This is a genomic window from Serratia sp. CY47280, from assembly GCF_052168655.1.
GTDB classification, from domain to species: Bacteria; Pseudomonadota; Gammaproteobacteria; order Enterobacterales; family Enterobacteriaceae; genus Serratia; species Serratia bockelmannii.
The window spans coordinates 26,448-49,523 of sequence record NZ_JBJNMG010000002.1 but is presented as its reverse complement, the minus strand read 5'-3'; the positions used below and the strand labels follow the sequence as shown (position 1 = coordinate 49,523).

Here is a 23,076-nt window from a genome sequence, read left to right as displayed (position 1 = left end):
CACTCCACCTGAGGATCTTGCCTTGACGTTTTTAAAACACCCTATCGCCGGATTGGTGCTGGCCGGCTGCGGCCTGCTGTCGGCGGGCGGCGCGCTGGCCGCTTCCGATGCGCTGGTGTACTGCACCGTCGCCTCGCCAGAATCGTTCAACCCGCAGCTCTCCAGCTCCGGGCCGACCTTTATCGCCACCTCGCAGGTGCTGTACAACCGCTTGGTGACGCTGCGTGAAAGCGATAAAACCCCGGCCCCGTCGCTGGCCACCGAGTGGAGCGTCAGCCCGGACGGCAAGACCTATACCTTTACCCTGCGCCAGGGCGTGAAATTCAACAGCAACAAATACTTCACCCCGACACGCGACTTCAACGCCGAAGACGTGGTGTTCACCGTGATGCGGCAGAAGGATCCCGCTAACCCTTATCACAAGGTCTCCGGCGGCAACTATGAATACTTCACCGACATGGGCCTGGATAAGCTGATCACCAAGGTGGAAGCGGTGGACGAGCATCACGTGCGCTTCACGCTGAGCCAGCCCAACGCCGCCTTCGTCGCTGACTGGGCGATGGATTTCGCCTCGATCCTGTCCGCCGAATACGCCGACGCCATGCTGAAAAAGGGCACGCCGGAATACGTCGACAACTGGCCGATCGGCACCGGGCCGTTTGCGCTGCAGCAGTACAAACAGGATTCGCTGATCCGCTATATCGCCAATCCGCACTACTGGCAGGGCGAAGTGGCCAGCAAGCACCTCATCTTCTCCATCACGCCGGATCCGCAAACCCGGTTGGCCAAACTGAAAACCAACGAATGCCAGATCATCCCCGCGCCGCTACCGGAACAGTTCGCCGCCATCAAGGCCGACGGCAACCTGCAGCTGCACGACATTACCGGGCTGAACGTCGGCTATCTGGCGTTCAACACCCAGAAAAAACCGTTCGACAACCTGCTGGTGCGCCAAGCGTTGAGCTACGCGGTAGACAAGAAAGCGATCGTCGCCGCGGTGTTCAAAGACAGCGGCACGCCGGCCAATTCACTGCTGCCGCCGGGCATGCTGGGCTACAACGACAAACTGCCGGAGTACGCCTACGATCCGCAGAAGGCGCGCGAGCTGCTGAAGCAGGCCGGGCTGGAACAGGGCTTTGAAACCGACATCTGGTCGATGCCGGTACAGCGCCCTTACAACCCGAACTCCAAGCGCATCGCCGAGATGATCCAGAGCGACTGGGCGAAGGTGGGCGTGAAGGCCAAGATCGTCACCTGGGAGTGGGGGCAGTATCTGGCCGGGCTGCGCAAAGGCGAGCAACAGAGCGCGCTGTACGGCTGGGTCTCGGACAACGGCGATCCGGACAACTTCGCCACCCTGCTCGGCTGCGCCGGCGTGCAGAGCGGCGCCAACGTGGCACGCTGGTGCGATAAGGATTATGACCGGCTGATCCAGCAGGCGATCCAGGAGAACCAGCCGCAGGCGCGCGCCAAGCTGTATCAACAGGCGCAGGTGATCTTCGCCAAACAGGCGCCGTGGCTGCCGCTGGCCACCGGCAAAGTGTTCTACGCCACCCGCAGCAACCTGAGCGGCTATGTGGTGGACGTGAACGGCAGCGATTTCGCCAAGGCCAAATTGAACTGATCTTAGGCGCCGCAGCGCGGACTGCGGCGCAACCCGCTTCATCGCTTAATAAGCTGCCAGCCTCTGAACCTATCATTATTAGCTTCATAACTTACGGCGCTCACCTATCACCAGACGCATATCCCACTAAACCAATAGCTTAATAAGCGAGCTGAACCTGGCGTTTTGCCTAAATTGCGCGCACGCGCTTTCCTCCGATGTAACATTTCGTTACCATCGACGCACAGACCCTTTAACATCAAAAGGTAACCCGGTGCAGAACACCTACATGCCGTGGCAAATTCGCCTGCACTGGCTGGTGGCGATCCTGCTGGTCATCACCTGTGTCACCATCGAGCTGCGGAGCTTTGCCGAACCGGGCAGCGCCCCTTGGTACGTGCTGGTTGTCACCCACTTCAGCTGCGGCGTAACGGTATTTGCGCTGATGATCGCCCGCCTGTTCCTGCGCTGGCGCCACCCCTCGCCCGCCATCGCGCCCAAACCGCCGAAGTGGCAAACCGGCCTGGCGCACCTGACGCACACCCTGATCTACCTGCTGCTGCTGACGCTGCCGGTGCTGGGGGTCTATTCGCGCTATCTAGGGGGTAAGGAGTGGTTTCTGTTCGGCCTGCCGATGCCGTTCGCCGACGTGGCCGATCGGCCGCAGGCGCGGACGATTATCGGCTGGCACAAAACGCTGGCGTCATTCGGCTACTGGCTGATCGGCCTGCATACCGCCGCCGCACTATTCCACCACTATATCGTCAAGGACAATGCGCTGGTGCGCATGCTGCCACTGATGAAAAAGCGCTGACCATCCGGCGCCAGGGATGAATTTTCGGGCCACGCCTGCTGACAGGGAATGATATGCAAACCCAATTTTTTCATGTGACCGTCGAGCAATGCGCTTGCCAACAGACGGCGCCCGACAATCTGGTGAGGATCATCGCCTCCGGCCAGACGTTCTTTTTTTATCGCGATGACTTCAGCGACAGCGAAAATCTGCTGGCCAGGCTCGCTGCCGGCGATCGGGTGAAGATCGGCGCCCACCGCCTGCGGGACGGCAGCTACTGGCTGCACTGGCTGCTGCACGGCACGAAAGGCCGGCTGGAGCCTGACAGAAAGCTGAAATATAAGCTGAAATACTTCGCCCTGCTGCTGCTGGGCGCGGCGCTGGCCGGCGGTTTCCCGGCGGCCTTTTTCATCATGGACCGGGAAGATTCCTGGCTGACCATCGTCCTGTTCTTTATCGCCATCATCGCCGGCCTTATCGGCATCGGCATGGTGCTGTTCGTCGGTTCGGAGCTCCTGTTGATTGCGCACCGCGGCCGCAGGCGCCTGCTCAGAGCGCTGGATCGCGTGCTGCAGGGGCAAGACGTCACGCCGCCCGGCTCGCTCAGCCTGAAAATCCCCGGCATCAGATACCGGGCCGTCCGCGCAGACGCCGCGCCAGTGCCCGCAATGCCACAAACCGAGTTCCCCCTCCCCGAGGGCGTCGAGGCCTCCAGCATAGAGACGGTCAACGCCCTGAGCTACGAACTCTGCCACTATGAGATCCCGCGGCAGGTGCAGTATTTGGACACTTATGCGTGGCGTCAGAAGGAGACGCACTTCGCGTTGACGACCCGCGCGCTCAACGTCCCCAATACCAAACTGCACCCGGTATTTCGTCGGCAACATCCGCTTTTCATCGTCAAAGGCGATCCGCTGCAGGTGCTGTATTGCGAGAACGACACCGTCCCCGAGTTGCCGACGGTGCGTGGGATCATCAATCATCGCGATCGCCAAACCTATCTCATCGGCGGCAGCCGCTACTTCACCGAAGCCGGCCTTAACCTGTGCGCGCGCGTTGTCTTCATTTTTGGGGCAATCGTGGCGTGTTTTGTGCTCGGCATGACGGTGGTGGATAACGCCGATACCCCGGCGGGCTTTTACCTGGATGCCTGGACCCTGAAGCGCCTCGGCAGTGAATTGCCGCCGATTATTCTGCTGCTGATGCTGATGGTCAGCGGCCTGGCGCTGCTGATCGAGGGTTTCGCCCAGATCTGTCGCCTGTACTCTTTTGACCAGCACCGCACGTTTAAAACGTTTAAATACCTGCGAAATCTGCGCCGCAGGTTGTGGCGGCAGGCTCAGGTGACGGAGCTGAAATGATGACGTTAGCGCTTTATAAAAGACCCCTTATTATCCTGACGCTGTTTTTAGCCAGCGCGCTGGGCGTCTATTTGCTCGCCCCTGAGCAACGCTATGCGCAGTGGCAATGGACTCGGGGCGACCAGGCGTTGCCGACGATAGCCCGTTACGATCTCATCCACAGCTACCCGGCGCCGGACGGCGCCCTGCTGCTCACCAGCAAAAGAAGTGAAGACCGCGCGTACAATAGCTTTTACGGTTGGGCGGCCAACTACCTCAGCCAGGTGCTGTTTGCCGGCCCAAAAGGGTTACAAATGCTGGGGGAACTCGACGACTTGATCCACGATGCGGTTTGCGGCGAGCAGGAGTGCGTGCTTTTTCTCTCTGAGGGCCGCAGGCTGGTTGATGTGCAACGGGGTACCATCGGGGCGCTGATCCCCTGGCCGGAGGGCGACGACAACCGGCCTTCCTTTGTCGGCGGCAAACTGGTGGCGCAACCGGGAAAACGCGCGCTGTATCTCATCAGCACCGAAGGCGTATTCTACAGCCCGGACTTCGGCGCCCATTGGCGGCAGACGCTGGATCTGCCGGCGCTGCTGGACGCGCGGCAGCTGCTGGGCTTTGAGCGCGGCGAGGAGGAGTCACCGACGGCTTACGCCTCCGGTAAGCGCAAATCCGTACCCGAGATATTCACCGCCATTGATGGCGACCGCGTGCATTTCTGGATGAACCCGGTGCTCGGATCTGGCGCGTTACACATCGCCGTTAACGGTAAAACCGGCGAGGTGATTGAAATGCATTGGCTGCTGGTGCGCGTGGAGGAAAGCGCGCAAGCCCCGGACGGCGGCATCTACCTGATCGCACAAACGCTGGACAGAGGGCTGTATCAGCTTCTGCGTTATCAATCCGACGGGCAGTTGAAGGTGCTGCTGGAGACCGGCGATAAATCGCTGTATCAGCTCTGGGCGGGCAACGATAAGCTGGTCGCCCAAACGGATAACGGCGATGCGCGTCTTTCGCTGATTTTCGATCTGCGCTCATCCGACGTGCACTACCGACAGCCGTTGGAGTACCGGTACAACGGGCGCGACGACGCGCGCCAAACCGTGATCGAACCAGAAAGCCACTATGACGATGACGGGGAGATCCCGGCGCTGCCCTACTTCGTTCGCTATCGCTCCACCACGCCGTGAACATAAGGAACTTGCCATGCTGTTAGGTTATGGCGCCGGCGCCGCCGGCCTGCTGGCGCTGTTATTGGCCCTGCTGCTCGCCGGCATCCTGCTCGCCTGGTGGGGCTGGCGCTACGCCGCCGCCCGCTGCGGCCGCCCGCGCCCGCCGCTTTCCTGGGGCGGCTATCTGTTGGCCTCGGCGCTGGCGATCTACCCGGTGGCGTTCGCGCTGATGCTGATCGGCATGGCCATCCAGGACATCAAGAGCCAGCGGGCGGAAGATCGTTGGAATCAACGCAGCTACTTGACGCTCGACGAGGCAAAGCCGTTCGGTGAAACGACGCTGCCGAAAGGCAGTTGGGTAAACCGCCAGGAGCCACGCCTGCCCGGCACCGAAGACAGCCCTATCACGATGAACGGCGTGACCGCCGTGCGTTTTCCTCAGCCGCAGAGCGTGGCCGGCGTGCCGATCATCGCCTTCGAGGTTTTACCACCGGTGATGGAGCTGGCAGGTGCGCACACCTTTACCCGCCCGAGCGGCCAAAGGGTGCACTGCGAAGCGGGTTGGCTGGTCTCTTTCTCTTTACCGCCGGATAAGCCGACCCCGCAGTGGGAGGAGTGGCAGGCCGGGCTGCCTGCGGCGGCGTTTCGGCCCAGCGACTGGATCTTTAGGGAGTGCTTCTCCGGCAGCCCGATCGCGGTGCTGACCTTGCACGACGGCGAAGTCAGGGTGCTGCCTTAAGCCTTACGCCGCGGCGTTGGGCAAGCGCACGGTCACGCGGTTGTTGGCCGTTGGCAACTGCAGCGGCGTTTCCTGCCAACTCACCGCGATAACCAATACCGGCGGGGCCGGCACGCGCGGCTCACGCCCGTCGGGCCCCACACTGTAGGCATCCCACTCAATCACAAACACCCCGCCGTCTTGCGGCTCGACCCGCTCGACGAAAAAGGTGGTGTCCGAACCGCGCCCGCCCGCCGGTTTATGCGCATACGAGAGCAGGCTGAACCACTCGCCGGCGAAGTAGAGATGGTATAGGCCATCGACGATATGCTCGCCGCGGAACTGGCAGCCGCCGACGCTCAAACCGTCACCCGCCGGGGATTCCGCCACGCGTTCGAGATCGCGCACGAAGCGATCGGTCGGCCGGTTATCCAGCAACAGTTCATAAGGCGGCGTGTGCAGCAGCGCGGCAGGATCGTCCGCCAGGCGCAGATTCGCCGGCAACATCAAGCGCGCCGCCAGCACCCGGCCGTTGGGCAAGGCGATCTCCAGACGATCGGCCGGATCCTCTGTCCACGGCGGCACCCACAGACCGCGCACAAGGTGCAACGGCGTGGCCTCCGCCTGCCGACACCTCGCCCGCAGCCGCGCCAGCGCCTCGGCGGAGCCGGCGGCCAGCGCGTCCTGCTCGCGATCGGTCAATGCCGGCAGCGCATACATCGCCCGGGCAGCAGGCTCGTAGACCGTCAGCCCCTCACCCTCGCGGCCGCGGGTCGGGATCAGGCGCAGCTTGCCACCCTCCACGTCCTGCGGCGCCGCACAGGCGCCATGAACAATCGCCCCGTCACGCAGCAGCAGCGTCCAAAAACTGGGGCCGCCCATGCCCAGCTCCCCCACGCCGCCAATCTGCCGATCGCTGTCGCCGGCGTGCGCCATTTCAATCGGCTGCGAATGCCAGTCGGTTTTGCGCCACTCTGCGGCCTCTTCGGGGTCTTGCACGCCTTTAGCGGCGTACTTCACCCATTGCAGCACGGCAAACAGCGCGATGCACAGCACGCCGAAAATCGGGTGATCCTGCCAAATCAACCCCCAACCGACGATCAAAAAGGCCCAGGCGGCCATGGCGATATCCTTTTCCACGAGAAAACCGCCTGATTCTAGCGCAGGAAACGCAAAGGGTTGAAGCCTATGCCATGAATAATTAGCCGTTAAATAGAAAGATAATAATTTCAGCGTTATTTCTGTGACTACAAAGATCACATAAATAACGCTTCAAAGAGTGATTTGAACGTAGAAAAGACAACTCCCTGTATCTCAATGCAATATTCGCAACCCTATTAAAAACCAAAAGATAAAAGGGAAAAAAAACTGCAGTAATTTGTGCATATTCTAAACATTGACTATGTTTATACATACTCTTTATATGCAGGTAAACAGACTGAAAAACAAAAGAGAAAGGCTCCCAATATAATTAAACAAACCTCGCATGCCGCGTGGGTGAAACGCTATTAATTATAAAAATTCCGAGGGTATTTTATCTCCGCGGAACGGGTCACTTTGCATTTTATCGGGCCAATAGGCTACACACCGCAATTAATACCATTATTAGCATTCCGGAGACCGACAATGAAAATCGTTACGGGCATTATCCTTACCTCTGTGGCCGCCTTCAGCGGCGCGGCTTACGCGGCCGATGCGCAGCCTACCACAGGCAGCGCGGAAGTGACGCTGGAACACGTGCACGCCGTGATGGAAAACGGCAGCCCGGCGCCACAGCACGACGCCGCCTGCCAAAAAGAACTTTCCATGCCGGAATCGAAATATATCGGCATGAAGGTTAAAACCGATTACAGCATCAACAGCAGCACCATGATGATGTCGGCCAAATCGATGTTCCCATCGCCAAATGACAAACAGCCGATGGAACTGACGGTCGATCTCTCCGCGCTGGGCCTGGCGGATGTGTATGCCTTCGGCGCCTTTAAACCGGCCGCGTTGCCGCAGGCCTATATTTATTTCACCATCGACAAAGATTTTAAAAATCCGGTCAGCACCTTTATGATCATCAACCAAGGCAAGCAATATAACTGCGTGATCTCCAGCTCGAATAAAATGATGAGTAAAGAGATGCGCGGCAAGATGATGATGAAGAAACAGTAACGGAATGAAAAACGGCGCTTCCCTTAACAGGAGGCGCCGCCAGAAAACGCGTTAAATCAGACCCGGATTGTATTTCTGGTTGAACTTCTCTTCCGATTGGAACAGATAAATAATGCCTTCGATAAAGCCGACAATCGCCGGGATCCCCGTCCAGCAGAACAGCAGGTAGAACAGCCCCCACCACTTCATCCCTAAGTAAAACTTGTGAATGCCCAGCCCACCCAGGAAGATGGCCAGCAGGGCCGCCGCGAGCTTGTCTTTTCTGCTCATAGTGCACTTCTCCTTACTTCTCACCGAACCACCGGCATGTCCAAAAAACGGATGCCGCTCCACAGAGCGCCGCATCGCAATGCTTGAGGAGAAAACATTCACCCATCAAGGCTCAACAGGAGTAATTATAACAGTGATTAATTAAACGGTTGTTTAACCGGCGAAAGGGTAAGCAAATGGAGTCTGGAGAGGGAGTGGTGCCGATAATAGGAGTCGAACCTACGACCTTCGCATTACGAATGCGCTGCTCTACCAACTGAGCTATATCGGCATCGAGCCGGGCCTGCGGGGCAAGCCGGAAGTGCGTTGAACAAGGTAGACCTGCGCGCGAAATGAGTCAATAGCCGCCGGGGCGTTTGGTTGTTTTGCAAGCAGCCAGACTGCCCCACGTTGCCCCTTCCAAAAAAATCAGGGCGCAGCACGCTGCGCCCTGACCTCTTTATGATCGCAATGCGGCCTTAGCTGCGCACCAGATCGTCGCCGTAGCCGATCCACTTGTAGGTGGTCAGCGCATCCAGGCCCATCGGGCCGCGGGCGTGCAGTTTCTGGGTGCTCACCGCCACTTCCGCGCCCAGGCCGAACTGGCCGCCGTCGGTGAAGCGGGTGCTGGCGTTGACGTACACCGCCGAGGAGTCCACCGCGCGCACGAAATGCTCGGCGCTGCTGAGCGAACGGGTGAGGATTGCGTCGGAGTGGTTGGTGCCGTGAGTGCGGATGTGGTCGATGGCCTGATCGATATCGTCCACCAGCAGCACGTTCAGATCCAGCGACAGCCATTCATCGTCGTAATCTTCCGCGTTCACCGGCACCACCGTCGCCGGGCCGCCCTGCAGCAGCGGCAGCGCGTTTTCCGCCGCGTGCAGCGTCACGCCCGCCGCCGCCATTTTGGCGCTCAGCGCCGGCAGGAACTCGGCGGCGATGCTGCGGTTCACCAGCAGCGTCTCCAGCGAGTTACAGGCGCTCGGGCGCTGGATCTTGGCGTTTTCAATCACCGTCAGCGCCTTGTCGAAATCGACGTCGGCGTCCACGTAGGTGTGGCACACGCCGATGCCGCCGGTGATCACCGGGATGGTCGATTGCTCGCGGCACAGCTTGTGCAGGCCGGCGCCGCCGCGCGGGATCAGCATGTCGACATAGCGATCCAGGCGCAGCAGTTCGTTCACCAGCGCGCGATCCGGGCTGTCGATCGCCTGCACCGCCGCCGCCGGCAGGCCGCACTGTTCTAGCGCCTGCTGGATCACTTTCACCGTCGCCTGGTTGGTGTTGTGCGTCTCTTTCCCGCCGCGCAGGATCACCGCGTTGCCGGTTTTCAGGCACAGGCTGGCGACGTCGATGGTGACGTTCGGCCGCGCCTCGTAAATCACGCCGATCACGCCGAGCGGCACCCGGCGGCGCTCCAGCTTCAGCCCGCTGTCCAGCAGGTTGCCGTCCAGCACGTGGCCGACCGGATCGTTCAGGCGGCATACCTGGCGCACGTCGTTGGCGATCGCCGCCAGCCGCGCCGGGGTCAACAGCAGGCGGTCGAGCAGCGCTTCGCTCATGCCGGTGGCGCGCGCCTGCGCCATGTCTTGTTCATTCGCCAGCAGGATCGCTTCACTGTTGGCTTCCAGCCTGTCGGCCATCACCGACAGCACCTGATTTTTCTTCGCCGTGCTCAGCACCGCCAGCTGCCAGGAGGCCTGCTTGGCGGCCTTCCCCATCTGCTCCAGCATGCTCACTCCTTAACTGACAATCATATCGTCGCGGTGCACTGCCACCGGACCGTATTCATAACCGAGGATCTCGCTGATTTCCTGCGAGTGGTGCCCGGCGATCATGCGCATCGCGTCGCTGTTGTAGCGGCTGACGCCGTGCGCCAGATCGCGCCCCGCCAGGTTGCGGATGCGGATCACTTCGCCGCGCGAGAAGTCGCCCTTCACTTCGCGGATGCCCTTCGGCAACAGCGAGCTGCCGCGCGCCATCATCGCTTCCACCGCGCCATCGTCGACGGTGATCTCACCGGCCGGTGGCGCGCCGAAGATCCAGCGCTTGCGGTTTTCCAGCGGGGTTTCCAACGCGTGGAAACGGGTGCCCACCGGTTTGCCTTCGATCACGTCCGCCACCACGCCCGGCTTGCTGCCGGCGGCGATCACCACGTCGATGCCGGCGCGGCAGGCCACGTCGGCCGCCTGCAGCTTGGTGCCCATGCCGCCGGTGCCCAGACCGGAGACGCTGTCGCCGGCGATGGCGCGCAGCGCGTCGTCGATGCCGTGCACTTCACGGATCAGTTCGGCCTGTGGGTTGTTGCGCGGATCGGCGGTGTAGAGGCCCTGCTGATCGGTAAGCAGCAGCAGTTTGTCAGCCCCGGCCAGAATGGCCGCCAGCGCCGACAGGTTATCGTTGTCGCCCACCTTGATTTCGGCGGTGGCGACGGCGTCGTTCTCATTGATTACCGGCACGATGCGGTTATCCAGCAGCGCCGTCATGGTGTCGCGCGCGTTGAGGAAGCGCTCGCGGTCCTCCAGATCGGCACGCGTCAGCAGCATCTGCCCGACGTGAATGCCGTAAATGGAGAACAGCTGTTCCCACAGCTGGATCAGCCGGCTCTGCCCTACCGCTGCCAGCAGCTGCTTGGAGGCGATGGTGGCGGGCAGCTCGGGGTAGCCCAGGTGTTCGCGCCCGGCGGCGATGGCGCCGGAAGTGACGATGACAATGCGGTGGCCCGCGGCGTGTTGCTGCGCACATTGGCGCACCAATTCGACAATGTGGGCGCGGTTCAGACGCAGCGATCCGCCGGTCAACACGCTGGTGCCCAATTTCACAACCAATGTCTGGCTGCCGTTCATAGTATTTCTGCCGTGTGTAATGATGAGAAGAAGAGTGCAAAGGTCTTTGTAACAGGAGAGACGCGTTATGCCAACAGGCACAACGCGAAATCAGCACAATACGTGGTCAAACGGGGTCAGGCGGAGAGTTTGATCAGTTTTTCTTTGAAATCGTCGGCGGGTTCCAGCCCCAGTTCCATGGTCGCCAGCAGCTCGCCCAGGCGGCGATGGAAGTCGCGCAGGGTGTCTTCCAGCTTGGCGTTTACTTCATCATCCTTAATGTTTTGCGCCGTCCAGTCGCCTTCCTTGTCGAACAGGCCGAATTGGTACGAATAGGTGAAGCGCGCCTCTTCCGCCTGCAGCTCCATCCACCAGCCCCAGAACTCACGCTTCTCCGGAGCGGGCTTTACATTGACGCAGACGGCCAAACAATCAAAGAAAAAACGGTCGTTTTCACATTGCCCTTCACGCAGGTACGGCCCCAAGCTGGCAAAACGTTTCATTAGTCGGCTTTTAGGGTGACCACTCGGTAACGTCATTCTCTAACCTCCTCAATGTAGACCACTCTTTTTAACAAACTGTTAAAATTTAGCAACTAATTAACGCATTTTGTCCCTCAGCCAACCGGACATCTGCAGCAACGCCCGGTGGAAGCTGTCGTAAACCGGGGTGCGCGGGATGGCGACCAGCTTGCCGCTCACCGAGGAGGTGACGATCAGCTGCGACTCCTCTTTCGGGCTGAGTGTATCGCGCTCCCAGTAGCCGGAGATCATCGGCGTTGGGCAACGGCGCCCCAGCAGCCCCTGCATTTTCAGCGAGTAGCTGTTCAGCTCCACCTTCAGCACGTTGTCCGAGGCGTTAGCCATGCCCATGCGGCTGGCCAGCACGTCCATATACATGTCCGGCACGTTCAACTGGGTGCTGCTGTCGCACAGCAGGCGATGCACCACCGGCCCCAGGCAGGCTACGCCGCGCAGCCGCTGCGGCTCCAGATAGGCCAGCCGCACCGCCACGTTGGCGCCGAAGCGGAAGCCGAAGGCGCTCACCCGCTGATGATCCACCCACGGCACCGAGGCCAGCTGGATCAGCACCTGTTGGTGCAGGTAGCTGGAGTCCTGCGTCAGCTTCCATTTGCACGAAGAACCGATCGACGGCATATCGAGCGTCAGCATGGCGATGCCGTGCGGCGCCAGGTAGTCGCGGAACAGGCGATGATAGTCGGTCTGCAGCGTATCGAGGCTGCCGCACATCAGCACCGTCGAGAACGGCGCCTCGCCCTTCTCCGGCATGTGCAGGAAACCGGTGACGCTGCCGCCGCCTTCGATGCGGAACTCCAGCTCTTTCAGCTGATACGGCAGCAACAGCGCCGCCTCTTCGTAAGCGCGGTTGGCGAGCATCTCCGCCTGTTCGGCCAGCTCGTCGCCCTTCAGGTGCGGGTAACCGGCGATGCTGTACAGGCTCGCGGCCTTCAGCCAGTACTCGCCGCCGAGCAGCGGATCCTGCTGTTCCGTCGCCCGCTGCTGCCACTGCATGCCCTGATGGATCCACTCGTAGATCCAGTTGCCGTTGCGGTAGCCCACCACGGTATCCAGCCGCTGCGGATTGCTGCGCTCGGCGTCCGAGGCGGCGATGCGCGCCAGCACTTCGTGGATTTCGATCGGGCTGACGCCGCGCCAGGCCCACAGCAACGGATTCAGCATGCGATACCAGCTGCCGATGGTGTCGCCTTCCAATGCGGAATGCATGGCGGCGCTCACTTTGTTGCGCGCGCGCAGCACCAGCGTCGAGGTTTCAGGGTGTTTGAATTTGGGCTTGAAAAGAATTTCAGAAAGGTTGGCCTGTGCCATGGTAACAACAGCCTCCGTAAATCTGGCGATAGGCCGCAAAAGGCCTACTTAACTGGAGGTAGTGTACCTAACTCTGGCGGGATAAACCAAGATAACGCAAACGCCCGGCATAACCGGGCGTTGGGCTGGAACTGGCTGGACTTAGCGACCGCCGATCGGGGGAACGAAGCTGACGCCCATGTCCCACGGCTGTTCGATCCAGGTATCCTGCGGGATGTCGACTTCGTAGTCGTCCACCAGCGGACGACCCGCCGGCTTAGCGAAGATGGTGACGAAATGCGCTTTCGGGTACATGTCGCGGATCGCTTTCGCGGTGCCGCCGGTATCCACCAGATCGTCCACCACGATGAAGCCTTCACCGTCGCCTTCGGCGCGCTTGAGCACTTTCATTTCGCGTTGGTTGTCATGGTCATAGCTGGAAATGCAGACGGTATCCACATAGCGGATGCCCAGTTCGCGCGCCAGCAGGCCCGCCGGTACCAGACCGCCGCGGCTTACGGCAATGATGCCTGTCCATTTGTCGGCAGGCAGCAGGCGGTGCGCCAGCTTGCGTGCGTGCATTTGCAGCATATCCCAGGTAACAACGTATTTTTCGCTCATAGAATCGTGTCCCAGCCGGCGGTGAAGCGGCTTATTTGTAGTTCAGGGGAAAAAAGGTTGCGCGAGATTATAGAGACTGGCCGCGTTGAATTCCAGCTGTACCGAGGAAAACCTCGCGATTTCCGCCGGGCGGCTTTTCGGTGATTGATGCTGAAAAAGCGAGCGTTCCCGCAGCGAAGCCATGTGATCAAGCGCTTAAACCGCACAATACGGGGGGCGCACCGCCGGAAATAAAGTGATATTCTCTGACGATCGTGCCACGACGCACAGATACCCGCTCACCTTAACCGCGCGGCATGCCCGTCCTGTCGGAGCCTGCCGTCACAGGAGACTTATAGTGTCTGAATTGTCTCAGCTTTCGCCACAGCCGCTGTGGGATATTTTCGCCAAGATCTGTTCTATCCCGCACCCTTCTTATCACGAAGAAGCGCTGGCGCAGCACATCCTCACCTGGGCCAAAGAAAAGAACCTGCACGCCGAGCGTGATCAGGTCGGCAATATCCTGCTGCGCAAACCAGCCACCAAAGGCATGGAAAACCGCAAGCCAGTCGCGCTGCAGGCACACCTGGACATGGTGCCGCAAAAGAATAACGACACCGTACACGACTTCGCCAAGGATCCGATCCAGCCTTATATCGCCGGCGAGTGGGTGAAAGCGCGCGGCACCACGCTGGGCGCCGACAACGGCATCGGCATGGCCTCCGCCCTGGCGGTGCTGGCCGACGACAGCGTTGAGCACGGCCCGCTGGAAGTGCTGCTGACCATGACCGAAGAAGCGGGGATGGACGGCGCCTTCGGGCTGCAGCCGAACTGGCTGCAGGCGGATATCCTGATCAATACCGATTCCGAAGAAGAAGGCGAAATCTACATGGGTTGCGCCGGCGGTATCGACTTCATCACCACCCTGCCGCTGCAGCGCGAAGCGGTGCCGGCCGGTTACCAAACCCTGAAGCTGACCCTCAAGGGCCTGAAAGGCGGCCATTCCGGCGCCGAGATCCACGTCGGGCTGGGCAACGCCAACAAACTGCTGGCGCGCTTCCTGTTCGCCCATGCGGCGGCGCTGAACCTGCGCGTGCTGGACCTGAACGGCGGCACCCTGCGCAACGCCATCCCGCGTGAAGCCTCCGCGGTGGTAGCGGTGCCGGCGGACAAGGCCGACGTACTGAAAGCGCTGAGCCAGGAGTTCCTGGCCGTGCTGCAGAACGAACTCTCCGCCAAAGAGAAGAACATCACCGTGCTGTTGGAGCCGACCACCAGCGCTTCGCTGGCGCTGAGCGCCGACAGCCAGCAGCGCTTCCTGGCGCTGCTGAACGGCACGCCGAACGGCGTGATCCGCATGAGCGACGCGGTGAAAGGCGTGGTGGAAACCTCGCTGAACGTCGGCGTGGTCACCACCAGCGAAAACGAAGCGGAAATCATCTGCCTGATCCGCTCCCTGATCGACAGTGGCAAAGACTACGTGGTCGAGATGCTGACCGCGTTGGGCCAGCTGGCCGGCGCTAAAGTGGCGCCGAAGGGCGGCTACCCGGGCTGGCAGCCGGACGCCGACTCGCCGGTGATGCACCTGGTGCGCGAGCTGTATCAGGATCTGTTCGACAAGACGCCGAACATCATGGTGATCCACGCCGGTCTGGAATGCGGTCTGTTCAAAAAGCCATATCCAAACATGGACATGGTATCGATCGGGCCAACCATCACCGGCCCGCATTCGCCGGATGAGCAGGTGCATATCGAAAGCGTCGGCCTGTACTGGAAGCTGCTGACCTCGTTGCTGAAAGCAATCCCTGAGCGCGCGTAATCTGCACGCTTAACGCAAAAAGCCGGCGACCGCCGGCTTTTTTATTCCCACGACAGCGCCAGCTGCCGCTCCAGCTGCGGATCGAGCAGCGTCACATGCAACCCCACCAGCCGCACGCCGCGCCCTTCGCGCCGCTCGCGCCACGCCTGCCGCGCCACCTCCAGCAAATCCTGCCGGTTCAGCACCGGGAACACGTGCTCCTGGGTGGTTTGCTGAAAATCCTGAAACTTCAGCTTCACGCCCTGCCGGGCGATGTGCAGATCCGGCTTCACCTTGCGCAGCCGCATCTCCAGCTCGGGATAGAGTTTGTCGATAATCAGCGTTTCGCAGTCTTCCCAGTCGTGAATATCCTCCGCCAGCGTGCGCTCCACCCCCACCGATTTGCGCAGCCGCTCAGGAGAGATTTCGCGCCGATCGATGCCCTGACAGCGCTCCCACAGCACCCGGCCGAACTTGCCGAAGCGCTTGAGCAGCTGCGCCAAATCGTATTGCTGCACGTCGGCGCAGGTGATAAGCCCCACTTCCTCCAGCCGCTTGGCGGTCACCTTGCCGACGCCGGGGATCTTGCTGAGCGGCAGCTGCTGCAAAAACGCCGGCACCTGCGCCGGCGTGATCACGTATTGCCCGTTCGGCTTGTTCATCTCGGAGGCGATTTTAGCGAGAAACTTGATTGGCGCGATGCCGGCCGACGCGGTGAGGTTCAGCTCGTCGGCGATCGCCTGACGGATTTCCTGGGCGATCAGCGTCGCCGAACCGTTGCATTGCGGGCTGTCGGTCACGTCGAGGTAGGCCTCGTCGAGCGAAAGCGGCTCGATCAACGAGGTATAGCGGGCGAAGATTTCGCGGATGTGCAGCGAAGCTTCTTTGTAGGCCGCCATGCGCCCCGGCAGCAGGGTGAGATGCGGGCACAGTTTGAGCGCCATCGCCGTGGACATGGCACTGTGCACGCCGTAGCGCCGCGCCGGGTAGTTGGCGGTGCTGATCACCCCGCGGCGATCGGCGCTACCGCCAATCGCCAGCGGGATATCGCGCAGGCTGGGATCGTCGCGCATCTCCACTGCCGCGAAGAAGCAGTCCATATCGACATGAATGATTTTACGCATCGCACCCTCCAATAATACTGTATAAGTATACAGCCAGGTACCAAAAGCTCAAGGCCGCAGAGCTCGAGGAAAGCGGCGTTTCTGACAGATATTTCCGCGTTGTTAAAAAAGCTTAATTTTTCAATAGTATGATTTCCGCCATCCCGTGCGGCTCACCACAACGATAACGACAAGGTACCCTACATGATCAGATTTTCTCATTTGCTGCTGGCTTCCGCGCTGTCGCTGAGCGCGCTGGCGGCCAGCGCCGCCGCCGGTCATGCGCCGGCGATCGTCGCCCATCGCGGCGGCACCGCCGATGCGCCGGAAAACACTCGCATCGCCATCGAAACCGCGCTGAAAAACGGCGCCGACGCCATCTGGATCACCCTGCAAGCATCCAAAGACGGCATCATCGTGCTGTATCGCCCCTCGGACCTGAAAGCGCTGACCAACCGGCAGGGTCCTGTTTCTGCCTATACCGCCGCGCAGCTGGCCGAGACCGACGCCGGTTGGGCCTTCGCCAAGGGTGACGCACACCCGTTCCGCGGCCAGGGTATCGGCATTCCACGGCTCGACGACGTGCTTAAAGCGTTTCCGCACGTCACTTTTTATCTGGACATCAAATCCCCGGACGCCGATCCGGCGCAGTTTGGCCAAACGCTGCTGGCGACGTTGCAAAGCACCGACAGCCTGAACCGCATCCGCGTCTACTCTACCGACGCCAAATACCTGCAGGCGCTGCCGCCGGCCATCCCGCGCTTTGAAAGCCGCGACGAAACCCGCACGCTGCTGGCCAACGTCACCATGGCGCACCAGTGCGACGTCAAACCGGACAACCGGCAGCCGCGCTGGTACGGGCTGGAGCTGAAGCGCGAGGTGGAAGTGGTGGAGAAATATACCCTCGGCGAAGGGCGTTCGAAGGCGTTTCTGACCTGGGATAAAGAGTCGATGGACTGTTTCCGCTCGCAGGGCCCGGCGCACATTATCCTGTTCGGCGTCAACTCGCCGCAGGAATATCAGCAGGCGCTGGCGCTGGGCGCTGACGGCGTGATGGTCAACTCGCCGGCCGAGGCGAAAAGCTTCCGCAAGGCGAAATAAAAAACCCGGCCAAGGCCGGGTTTTCGCTACAGAATACGGTGCTTTTCCAACTGCTCGCGCCGCTGCGCCGCTTTGGCTTCGCGCTTTTTGCGCGCATCGCACGGCTCCGGGCAGTCGCAGACTTTCTCCATGCCCAGCGCGGTGATGCCGCCGCAGCTGCCCTGCAGGCTTTTGCGTTTGAACACATAGCCCAGCGACATGCCGCCGACGATCAGCAGAAACAACACGAAAGTAGCGGCGAATACCGTCAACATAGCAACCTCACGAACGCTTTTTCAGATAGGGCTTGAACGCGTCTGAGTAACGCTCCTCAAACCCGTCGGCGGTTTTCACGATCATGAACACCGGGATACCGAGCAGGTTGGCCAGCGCCAGGCCGCGCTCCGGCCCCATCACGTTCAGGCCGGTGGACAGCCCGTCGGCGGTCATGCAGGTCGGGCTCAGCACGGTGATCGACACCAAACGGTGGTGAATGGGTCGGCCGGTGACCGGATCGATGGTGTGCGAATAGCGCACCCCGTCCTGCTCGAAGTAGTTGCGATAGTCACCCGAGGTAGCGATCGACATCTCCCCCGGCTGGATCACCAGCTGCGCCTGCTGTTGCGTACCGGCGGTCGGGCGCTCGATGGCGATGCGCCACGGCTTTTGCTCGCCGTTATGCCCGCGCGTGCGCACCTCACCGCCGATATCCACCATGTAGTTCTTCACATGCCGGGACTGCAGATATTCCGCCACCACGTCCACGCCATACCCTTTGGCGATCGACGACAGATCGACGTACAGCTCAGGGATGCTTTTCACCAGCGCGCTGCCCTGCACCGACAGTTTGTCGGCGCCGGTCCAGGCGCGGCGGTGCGCCAGTTCCGCCTCGCTCGGCACTTTGTCCGGCCGCCCTTCCGGGCCGAAGCCCCACAGGTTGACCAGCGGCCCGACGGTCACGTCCAGCGCGCCGTCAGTGACGCGGTTGATGCGAAGCGCTTCGCGCACCACCTCAGCGGTGGCCGGCGAAACCGGGAACGGCCGGTCAATGTCGCGGTTGGCATTGAAGCGGCTCAGCTCGGAATCCGGCCGGTAGGTGGACATCTGATCGTTCACCTGCTCCAGCCGTTTGTCGATCTCTGCCTGCATCTCGCGCGCCGACGGCGTATCTTCGCCGGTCACGTAACGGATCGAATACGAGGTGCCCATGGTTTTACCCATCAGGTCCACCTGTTCCGGCCCGCAGCCGGTCAGCAGCAGGGTGGCGCTCAGCGCCACACCCGTCAGCCAGTTCTTCATCGCCAATGCGCGCAATTTAGCCACCAAAGTCATCCAGCATGATGTTTTCGTCTTCGACGCCCAGATCTTTGAGCATCTTGATCACCGCGGCGTTCATCATCGGCGGCCCGCACATGTAAAACTCGCAGTCCTCCGGTGCCGGGTGGTTCCTCAGGTAGTTCTCCAGCAGAACATTATGGATAAAGCCGGTGTAGCCGGTCCAGTTATCTTCCGGCTGCGGATCCGACAGCGCCACGTGCCAGGTGAAGTTTTCGTTCTCCGCCTGCAGCTGGTTGAAGTCGTCTTCATAGAACATCTCGCGCAGCGAACGCGCGCCGTACCAGAAGGTGATCTTGCGCTTCGAGTTCAGGCGCTTGAGCTGATCGAAGATGTGCGAACGCATCGGTGCCATGCCCGCGCCGCCGCCGATGAAGATCATTTCGGCGTCGGTGTCCTTGGCGAAGAACTCGCCGAACGGCCCGGAGATGGTCACCTTGTCACCGGCTTTCAGCGACCAGATATAGGAAGACATGATGCCCGGCGGCACGTCCGGATTATTCGGCGGCGGCGTGGCGATACGCACGTTGAGCATGATGATGCCCTTCTCTTCCGGGTAGTTGGCCATCGAGTAGGCGCGCACCGTGGTGTCGTTCACCGTCGAGCGGTAGCGGAACAGGTTGAACTTGTCCCAGTCGCCGCGATACTCCTGCGGCACGTCGAAGTCGGCGTAGCTGATGTCGTGCGCCGGTGCTTCGATCTGGATAAAGCCGCCCGCGCGGAACGGCACGTCCTCACCATCGGGGATCTTCAGCTTCAGCTCTTTGATAAAGGTGGCTTTGTTATCGTTGGAGATAACCTCGCACTCCCATTTCTTCACGCCGAAGATCTCTTCCGGCAGCTCGATCTTCAGGTTCTGCTTCACGTTCACCTGGCACGCCAGGCGGCACCCTTCTTTCGCTTCGCGCTTGTTGATGTGCGAGAGCTCGGTCGGCAGGATATCGCCGCCGCCCTCTTTGATCACCACCCGGCACTGGCCGCAGGAACCGCCGCCGCCGCAGGCCGAGGAGACGAAGATCCCCTGGCTGGAGAGCACGTTGAGCAGCTTGTCGCCCGCCGGCGCATGGAAGCTCTTATCCAGATCGCCGTTGATTTCCACCGCGATGTCACCGGTGTTCACCAGCTTCGATTTGGCGAACAGGATCAGCAACACCAGCACCATCACGATGGTGGTGAACATTGCTACGCCTAAAATAATTTCCATAAATTCTTCCCGCCTTTACAACTGAACACCGGAGAAGGACATGAAGCCCAGCGCCATCAGTCCGGTGGTGATAAAGGTAATGCCCAGGCCGCGCAGCCCTGCCGGCACGTTGGCATACTTGAGTTTTTCGCGGATCCCCGCCATGGCGACGATCGCCAGCATCCAGCCGGTGCCGGAACCAAAGCCGTACACCACCGACTCGGCGAAGTTATAGTCGCGCTGCACCATGAAGGACACGCCGCCGAAGATGGCGCAGTTCACGGTGATGAGCGGCAGGAAGATGCCGAGCGCGTTATACAGCGACGGGAAGAAGCGATCGAGGATCATCTCCAAAATCTGTACCAGCGCCGCGATCACGCCGATGAAGGTGATGAAGTTGAGGAAGCTCAGATCGACGCCTTCCACCAGCGCGCCGTCGCGCAGGATCAGGTTGTAGACCAGGTTGTTCACCGGCACCGAAATGCCGAGCACGATGGTCACCGCGATGCCCAGGCCAAAGGCGGTCGAGACCTTCTTCGACACCGCCAGGAAGGTACACATCCCGAGGAAGAACGCCAGCGCCATGTTCTCGACGAACACCGCGCGCACAAACAGGCTGATATAGTGTTCCATCGGCCTTTACTCCTTTTCGATCTGCGCCGGCTTCAGGGTGCGCAGCACCCAGATCAGCAGGCCGATGATGAAGAACGCGCTCGGCGCCAGCAGGAACAGGCCGTTCGGCTGGTACCAGCCGCCGTTCTGCACCGTTTCCAGCACCGGGACGCCGAACAGCTTGCCGGAGCCAATCAGCTCGCGCAGGAAACCGACCAGCACCAGGATCACCCCGTAACCCAGCCCGTTGCCGATGCCGTCCATAAAGCTCTCGATCGGCGGCGACTTCATGGCATAAGCCTCGGCGCGCCCCATCACGATGCAGTTGGTGATGATAAGGCCGACGAACACCGACAGCTGCTTGGAGATCTCGAACGCATAAGCGCGCAGCAGCTGATCGACCACGATCACCAGCGAGGCGATGATCGCCATCTGCACGATGATGCGCACGCTGTTGGGAATATGGTGACGGATCAGCGAGATGAAGAAGCTGGAGAACGCGGTCACCAGCGTCACCGCAATGGTCATCACCACCGCCGTCTCCAGCTTGGTGGTCACCGCCAACGCAGAACAGACGCCCAACACCTGCAGGGCGATCGGGTTATTGTCGAACAGCGGCCCCAGCAGGACCCGCTTTATCTCTTTGGAATCAGCCATTTTTCAGCGCTCCTTCACGAACTTTTTTCAGGAACGGGCCGAAGCCGTGCTCGCCCAACCAGAAATCAAACGTATGCTGCACACCGTTGGAGGTCAGCGTGGCGCCGGATAGGCCGTCCACTCCGTGCACATCCCCCTGACGTGCGCCGCCTTTCACCACGCGGATCGCCGGCTGGCCGTTGTCGTCGAACAGCTGTTTACCGACCCACTGCTGGCGCCAGGACGGATTCTCGACCTCACCGCCCAGCCCTGGGGTTTCCCCCTGGTCGTAGTAGGTGATGCCCTTGACCGTATTGCCGTCGTTATCCAGCGCCACGAAGGCGTACATCATCGACCACAGGCCGGCGCCGTATACCGGCAGCACAAGCTTGTTCACCTGGCCGCTTTCGTCGCGCACCAGGTAGATTTCCGCCTGGTTGCTACGGCGTTTGATACCGGCCGGATCGTCGCCCGCGGGCAACGCCACGCTTTTGGCGTCGTCGCGCAGCGCGGCGCCCAGATCGAACGCCGCCGCCTTGCCAGCGACAAACTCGCCGCTGTTCAGATCCACCAGGCGCGGTTCGATGCGCTCGCTGTACAGACGCTTGACCTGCTCGCTCTCCATTTTCGGCTGCAACAGGCCGGCTACGTCGAGAATATTGCGCTGCTTATCGAGCAGCTTTTGCTCCTGCTGTTTGGACTTCAGGCCGACGGCGGAGCCCGCCACCACCACTGAACACACCAGACACAGCAGCAGCACTACCAGCAGCGTTTTACCGATGCCGTCGTTTTTCGCTTCATTCGCCACGGGCTTTTCTCCGCTTGATGTTGGCCTGCACCACCAGGTAATCGAACAGCGGTGCGAACAGGTTGGCGAACAGGATCGCCAGCATCATGCCTTCCGGATAGGCGGGGTTGACCACCCGGATCAGCACGCACATCACGCCGATCAGAATGCCGTACCACCATTTCCCCTTATTGGTGAAGGAGGCGGAAACCGGGTCGGTCGCCATAAAGATCATGCCGAAGGCGAAGCCGCCCAGCACCAGATGCCAGTACCACGGCATGGCGAACATCGGGTTGGTGTCCGAACCGATGGCGTTGAACAACAGTGCAGAAGCCACCATGCCGAGCATCACGCCGGCGACGATGCGCCAGGAGGCCACGCGGCCGAACAGGATAATCGCCCCGCCGATCAGGATCATCAGCGTGGAGACTTCACCGATGGAGCCGGGAATGTTGCCGAGGAAGGCGTCCAGCCAGCTGATGGACTGGCCGGTGGCCACGTTGCTCAGGCTGTGCGCCCCGCCTGCACTCCACTGCGCCAGCGGCGTCGCGCCGGAGAAACCGTCCGCGGAGGTCCACACCAAATCGCCGGAGATCTGCGCCGGATAGGCGAAGAACAGGAAGGCGCGGCCGGCCAGCGCCGGGTTGAGGAAGTTGCGCCCGGTGCCGCCGAAGATCTCTTTGGCCACCACCACGCCGAAGGTGATGCCCAGCGCGGCCTGCCACAGCGGCAGGGTCGGCGGCACGATCAGCGCAAACAGGATTGAAGTGACGAAGAAGCCTTCGTTAACCTCATGCTTACGGATAATGGCGAACAGCACCTCCCAGAAGCCGCCGACGACAAACACCACGGCGTATATCGGCAGGAAGTAACAGGCGCCCAGCACCATCTTGCTGACCCAGCCGGCGTCGGCCGCCAGCGAGGCGCCTAGCCACTGCGCCAGACGATAATGCCAGTCGCCCGCCAGCACCTGTTGCAGCGCGTCGCCGCTGTACAGATGGTGCAGCGCCGGGATCGCCTGCTGGCCAACGTTGTACATGCCCCAGAACATCGCCGGGAACACCGCCAGCCACACCAGGATCATCATGCGTTTCAAATCGATGGCGTCGCGCACGTGCGAAGCGCCGCGCGTCACCGTGCCGGGGGTATAAAACACCGTGGTGGTCGCTTCATACAGCGGGTACCACTTTTCCAGTTTGCCGCCCGGCGTGAAGTGATGCTCTATCTTCTCAAAATAATTCTTCAGGCCCATC

23 protein-coding genes and 1 tRNA gene are annotated in these 23,076 nt (G+C 61.0%); 8 read left to right on the top strand and 16 right to left on the bottom strand.

Going from position 1 to position 23,076, the window contains the following annotated elements:
* Positions 1 to 22 precede the first annotated feature (22 nt).
* From ACJ8J4_RS09555 to ACJ8J4_RS09535, 5 genes are all read left to right on the top strand, one after another.
* Positions 23 to 1,624, top strand: coding sequence for an ABC transporter substrate-binding protein (locus ACJ8J4_RS09555; RefSeq protein ID WP_025301682.1), 1,602 nt, complete (start codon positions 23 to 25; stop codon positions 1,622 to 1,624).
* A gap of 268 nt (positions 1,625 to 1,892) precedes the next feature.
* Positions 1,893 to 2,417: a cytochrome b561 gene (gene cybB, locus ACJ8J4_RS09550; protein WP_197836483.1), complete on the top strand. Its 525-nt coding sequence runs from the start codon at positions 1,893 to 1,895 to the stop codon at positions 2,415 to 2,417.
* 53 nt (positions 2,418 to 2,470) lie between these two features.
* Complete coding sequence (locus ACJ8J4_RS09545; RefSeq protein ID WP_197836467.1) at positions 2,471 to 3,757, top strand: hypothetical protein; 1,287 nt, start codon at positions 2,471 to 2,473, stop codon at positions 3,755 to 3,757.
* Positions 3,754 to 4,929: a hypothetical protein gene (locus ACJ8J4_RS09540; protein ID WP_043135547.1), complete on the top strand. Its 1,176-nt coding sequence runs from the start codon at positions 3,754 to 3,756 to the stop codon at positions 4,927 to 4,929. The genes ACJ8J4_RS09545 and ACJ8J4_RS09540 overlap by 4 nt, the downstream gene beginning before the upstream one ends.
* A gap of 16 nt (positions 4,930 to 4,945) precedes the next feature.
* Entirely contained in the window at positions 4,946 to 5,650 is a 705-nt protein-coding gene (locus ACJ8J4_RS09535; protein ID WP_049208683.1) for a hypothetical protein, read from the top strand.
* Positions 5,651 to 5,653: 3 nt separating this feature from the next.
* Here the strand turns inward: ACJ8J4_RS09535 and ACJ8J4_RS09530 are convergent, their stop codons facing one another.
* Entirely contained in the window at positions 5,654 to 6,769 is a 1,116-nt protein-coding gene (locus ACJ8J4_RS09530; RefSeq protein WP_264383803.1) for a hypothetical protein, read from the bottom strand.
* 486 nt (positions 6,770 to 7,255) lie between these two features.
* On the opposite strand from ACJ8J4_RS09530, the gene ACJ8J4_RS09525 reads away from it, so the two are divergent.
* The gene (locus ACJ8J4_RS09525; RefSeq protein WP_043135545.1) at positions 7,256 to 7,789 is read left to right on the top strand and encodes a hypothetical protein; all 534 of its coding nucleotides are present in this window, start codon (positions 7,256 to 7,258) and stop codon (positions 7,787 to 7,789) included.
* A gap of 51 nt (positions 7,790 to 7,840) precedes the next feature.
* Here ACJ8J4_RS09525 and ACJ8J4_RS09520 read toward each other — a convergent pair whose 3' ends face one another.
* The 7 genes from ACJ8J4_RS09520 to gpt all read right to left on the bottom strand — a co-directional run bounded on the left by ACJ8J4_RS09520 (position 7,841) and on the right by gpt (position 13,310).
* A complete protein-coding gene (locus tag ACJ8J4_RS09520; protein ID WP_015376761.1) occupies positions 7,841 to 8,059 on the bottom strand; it encodes a TM2 domain-containing protein in 219 nt (72 codons plus the stop codon).
* Positions 8,060 to 8,254: 195 nt separating this feature from the next.
* Positions 8,255 to 8,330: transfer RNA gene (locus ACJ8J4_RS09515), tRNA-Thr, on the bottom strand.
* A 187-nt stretch (positions 8,331 to 8,517) separates the two neighbouring features.
* Positions 8,518 to 9,771 carry a glutamate-5-semialdehyde dehydrogenase gene (gene proA / locus ACJ8J4_RS09510; RefSeq protein WP_015376739.1) on the bottom strand — a complete coding sequence of 418 codons (1,254 nt, stop codon included), beginning with the start codon at positions 9,769 to 9,771 and terminating at the stop codon, positions 8,518 to 8,520.
* A 9-nt stretch (positions 9,772 to 9,780) separates the two neighbouring features.
* Positions 9,781 to 10,884 (bottom strand): glutamate 5-kinase, encoded by a 1,104-nt coding sequence (gene proB / locus ACJ8J4_RS09505; RefSeq protein WP_015376738.1) that lies wholly within the window; start codon positions 10,882 to 10,884, stop codon positions 9,781 to 9,783.
* 116 nt (positions 10,885 to 11,000) lie between these two features.
* Complete coding sequence (gene crl, locus ACJ8J4_RS09500; protein ID WP_004930258.1) at positions 11,001 to 11,402, bottom strand: sigma factor-binding protein Crl; 402 nt, start codon at positions 11,400 to 11,402, stop codon at positions 11,001 to 11,003.
* Positions 11,403 to 11,462: 60 nt separating this feature from the next.
* Complete coding sequence (gene frsA / locus ACJ8J4_RS09495) at positions 11,463 to 12,710, bottom strand: esterase FrsA (RefSeq protein WP_197836466.1); 1,248 nt, start codon at positions 12,708 to 12,710, stop codon at positions 11,463 to 11,465.
* Positions 12,711 to 12,851: 141 nt separating this feature from the next.
* A complete protein-coding gene (gpt, locus tag ACJ8J4_RS09490) occupies positions 12,852 to 13,310 on the bottom strand; it encodes a xanthine phosphoribosyltransferase (protein ID WP_025301674.1) in 459 nt (152 codons plus the stop codon).
* Between the two features lie 337 nt (positions 13,311 to 13,647).
* Here gpt and pepD point away from each other — a divergent pair, with 337 nt between their 5' ends.
* Positions 13,648 to 15,108 carry a beta-Ala-His dipeptidase gene (pepD, locus tag ACJ8J4_RS09485; protein WP_025301673.1) on the top strand — a complete coding sequence of 487 codons (1,461 nt, stop codon included), beginning with the start codon at positions 13,648 to 13,650 and terminating at the stop codon, positions 15,106 to 15,108.
* Between the two features lie 41 nt (positions 15,109 to 15,149).
* Here the strand turns inward: pepD and dinB are convergent, their stop codons facing one another.
* Positions 15,150 to 16,211 (bottom strand): DNA polymerase IV, encoded by a 1,062-nt coding sequence (gene dinB, locus ACJ8J4_RS09480; RefSeq protein ID WP_049208688.1) that lies wholly within the window; start codon positions 16,209 to 16,211, stop codon positions 15,150 to 15,152.
* 183 nt (positions 16,212 to 16,394) lie between these two features.
* On the opposite strand from dinB, the gene ACJ8J4_RS09475 reads away from it, so the two are divergent.
* Positions 16,395 to 17,291 (top strand): glycerophosphodiester phosphodiesterase family protein, encoded by an 897-nt coding sequence (locus ACJ8J4_RS09475; protein WP_049206249.1) that lies wholly within the window; start codon positions 16,395 to 16,397, stop codon positions 17,289 to 17,291.
* Between the two features lie 26 nt (positions 17,292 to 17,317).
* Here ACJ8J4_RS09475 and nqrM read toward each other — a convergent pair whose 3' ends face one another.
* Genes nqrM through ACJ8J4_RS09440 form a run of 7 tightly spaced genes read right to left on the bottom strand, consistent with a single transcriptional unit; the run spans position 17,318 to position 23,075 of the window.
* The gene (nqrM, locus tag ACJ8J4_RS09470) at positions 17,318 to 17,545 is read right to left on the bottom strand and encodes a (Na+)-NQR maturation NqrM (protein WP_016928987.1); all 228 of its coding nucleotides are present in this window, start codon (positions 17,543 to 17,545) and stop codon (positions 17,318 to 17,320) included.
* A 7-nt stretch (positions 17,546 to 17,552) separates the two neighbouring features.
* Positions 17,553 to 18,602 (bottom strand): FAD:protein FMN transferase, encoded by a 1,050-nt coding sequence (locus ACJ8J4_RS09465; protein WP_043135534.1) that lies wholly within the window; start codon positions 18,600 to 18,602, stop codon positions 17,553 to 17,555.
* Positions 18,586 to 19,809: an NADH:ubiquinone reductase (Na(+)-transporting) subunit F gene (gene nqrF, locus ACJ8J4_RS09460; RefSeq protein ID WP_043135532.1), complete on the bottom strand. Its 1,224-nt coding sequence runs from the start codon at positions 19,807 to 19,809 to the stop codon at positions 18,586 to 18,588. The genes ACJ8J4_RS09465 and nqrF overlap by 17 nt, the downstream gene beginning before the upstream one ends.
* A gap of 15 nt (positions 19,810 to 19,824) precedes the next feature.
* Positions 19,825 to 20,421 carry an NADH:ubiquinone reductase (Na(+)-transporting) subunit E gene (gene nqrE, locus ACJ8J4_RS09455; RefSeq protein WP_004930235.1) on the bottom strand — a complete coding sequence of 199 codons (597 nt, stop codon included), beginning with the start codon at positions 20,419 to 20,421 and terminating at the stop codon, positions 19,825 to 19,827.
* 6 nt (positions 20,422 to 20,427) lie between these two features.
* Positions 20,428 to 21,057, bottom strand: a complete 630-nt coding sequence (locus tag ACJ8J4_RS09450; RefSeq protein ID WP_004930232.1) for an NADH:ubiquinone reductase (Na(+)-transporting) subunit D — start codon at positions 21,055 to 21,057, stop codon at positions 20,428 to 20,430.
* Positions 21,050 to 21,844, bottom strand: a complete 795-nt coding sequence (locus ACJ8J4_RS09445) for a Na(+)-translocating NADH-quinone reductase subunit C (RefSeq protein WP_442516067.1) — start codon at positions 21,842 to 21,844, stop codon at positions 21,050 to 21,052. The genes ACJ8J4_RS09450 and ACJ8J4_RS09445 overlap by 8 nt, the downstream gene beginning before the upstream one ends.
* Positions 21,834 to 23,075, bottom strand: coding sequence for an NADH:ubiquinone reductase (Na(+)-transporting) subunit B (locus tag ACJ8J4_RS09440; protein WP_016928991.1), 1,242 nt, complete (start codon positions 23,073 to 23,075; stop codon positions 21,834 to 21,836). Before ACJ8J4_RS09440 ends, ACJ8J4_RS09445 begins: the two co-directional genes overlap by 11 nt.
* Position 23,076 lies beyond the last annotated feature (1 nt).

What these genes read in the sequence shown, in the direction of transcription:
- ACJ8J4_RS09535 (WP_049208683.1), top strand. Translation starts at nt 4,946, where the DNA reads ATGCTGTTAGGTTATGGCGCCGGCGCCGCCGGCCTGCTGGCGCTGTTA.
- ACJ8J4_RS09440 (WP_016928991.1), bottom strand. Translation starts at nt 23,075, where the DNA reads ATGGGCCTGAAGAATTATTTTGAGAAGATAGAGCATCACTTCACGCCG.
- ACJ8J4_RS09545 (WP_197836467.1), top strand. Translation starts at nt 2,471, where the DNA reads ATGCAAACCCAATTTTTTCATGTGACCGTCGAGCAATGCGCTTGCCAA.
- ACJ8J4_RS09520 (WP_015376761.1), bottom strand. Translation starts at nt 8,059, where the DNA reads ATGAGCAGAAAAGACAAGCTCGCGGCGGCCCTGCTGGCCATCTTCCTG.
- ACJ8J4_RS09525 (WP_043135545.1), top strand. Translation starts at nt 7,256, where the DNA reads ATGAAAATCGTTACGGGCATTATCCTTACCTCTGTGGCCGCCTTCAGC.
- nqrM (WP_016928987.1), bottom strand. Translation starts at nt 17,545, where the DNA reads ATGTTGACGGTATTCGCCGCTACTTTCGTGTTGTTTCTGCTGATCGTC.
- dinB (WP_049208688.1), bottom strand. Translation starts at nt 16,211, where the DNA reads ATGCGTAAAATCATTCATGTCGATATGGACTGCTTCTTCGCGGCAGTG.
- ACJ8J4_RS09540 (WP_043135547.1), top strand. Translation starts at nt 3,754, where the DNA reads ATGATGACGTTAGCGCTTTATAAAAGACCCCTTATTATCCTGACGCTG.
- proB (WP_015376738.1), bottom strand. Translation starts at nt 10,884, where the DNA reads ATGAACGGCAGCCAGACATTGGTTGTGAAATTGGGCACCAGCGTGTTG.
- frsA (WP_197836466.1), bottom strand. Translation starts at nt 12,710, where the DNA reads ATGGCACAGGCCAACCTTTCTGAAATTCTTTTCAAGCCCAAATTCAAA.
- nqrF (WP_043135532.1), bottom strand. Translation starts at nt 19,809, where the DNA reads ATGGAAATTATTTTAGGCGTAGCAATGTTCACCACCATCGTGATGGTG.
- ACJ8J4_RS09465 (WP_043135534.1), bottom strand. Translation starts at nt 18,602, where the DNA reads ATGACTTTGGTGGCTAAATTGCGCGCATTGGCGATGAAGAACTGGCTG.
- crl (WP_004930258.1), bottom strand. Translation starts at nt 11,402, where the DNA reads ATGACGTTACCGAGTGGTCACCCTAAAAGCCGACTAATGAAACGTTTT.
- ACJ8J4_RS09450 (WP_004930232.1), bottom strand. Translation starts at nt 21,057, where the DNA reads ATGGCTGATTCCAAAGAGATAAAGCGGGTCCTGCTGGGGCCGCTGTTC.
- nqrE (WP_004930235.1), bottom strand. Translation starts at nt 20,421, where the DNA reads ATGGAACACTATATCAGCCTGTTTGTGCGCGCGGTGTTCGTCGAGAAC.
- cybB (WP_197836483.1), top strand. Translation starts at nt 1,893, where the DNA reads ATGCCGTGGCAAATTCGCCTGCACTGGCTGGTGGCGATCCTGCTGGTC.
- ACJ8J4_RS09475 (WP_049206249.1), top strand. Translation starts at nt 16,395, where the DNA reads ATGATCAGATTTTCTCATTTGCTGCTGGCTTCCGCGCTGTCGCTGAGC.
- gpt (WP_025301674.1), bottom strand. Translation starts at nt 13,310, where the DNA reads ATGAGCGAAAAATACGTTGTTACCTGGGATATGCTGCAAATGCACGCA.
- proA (WP_015376739.1), bottom strand. Translation starts at nt 9,771, where the DNA reads ATGCTGGAGCAGATGGGGAAGGCCGCCAAGCAGGCCTCCTGGCAGCTG.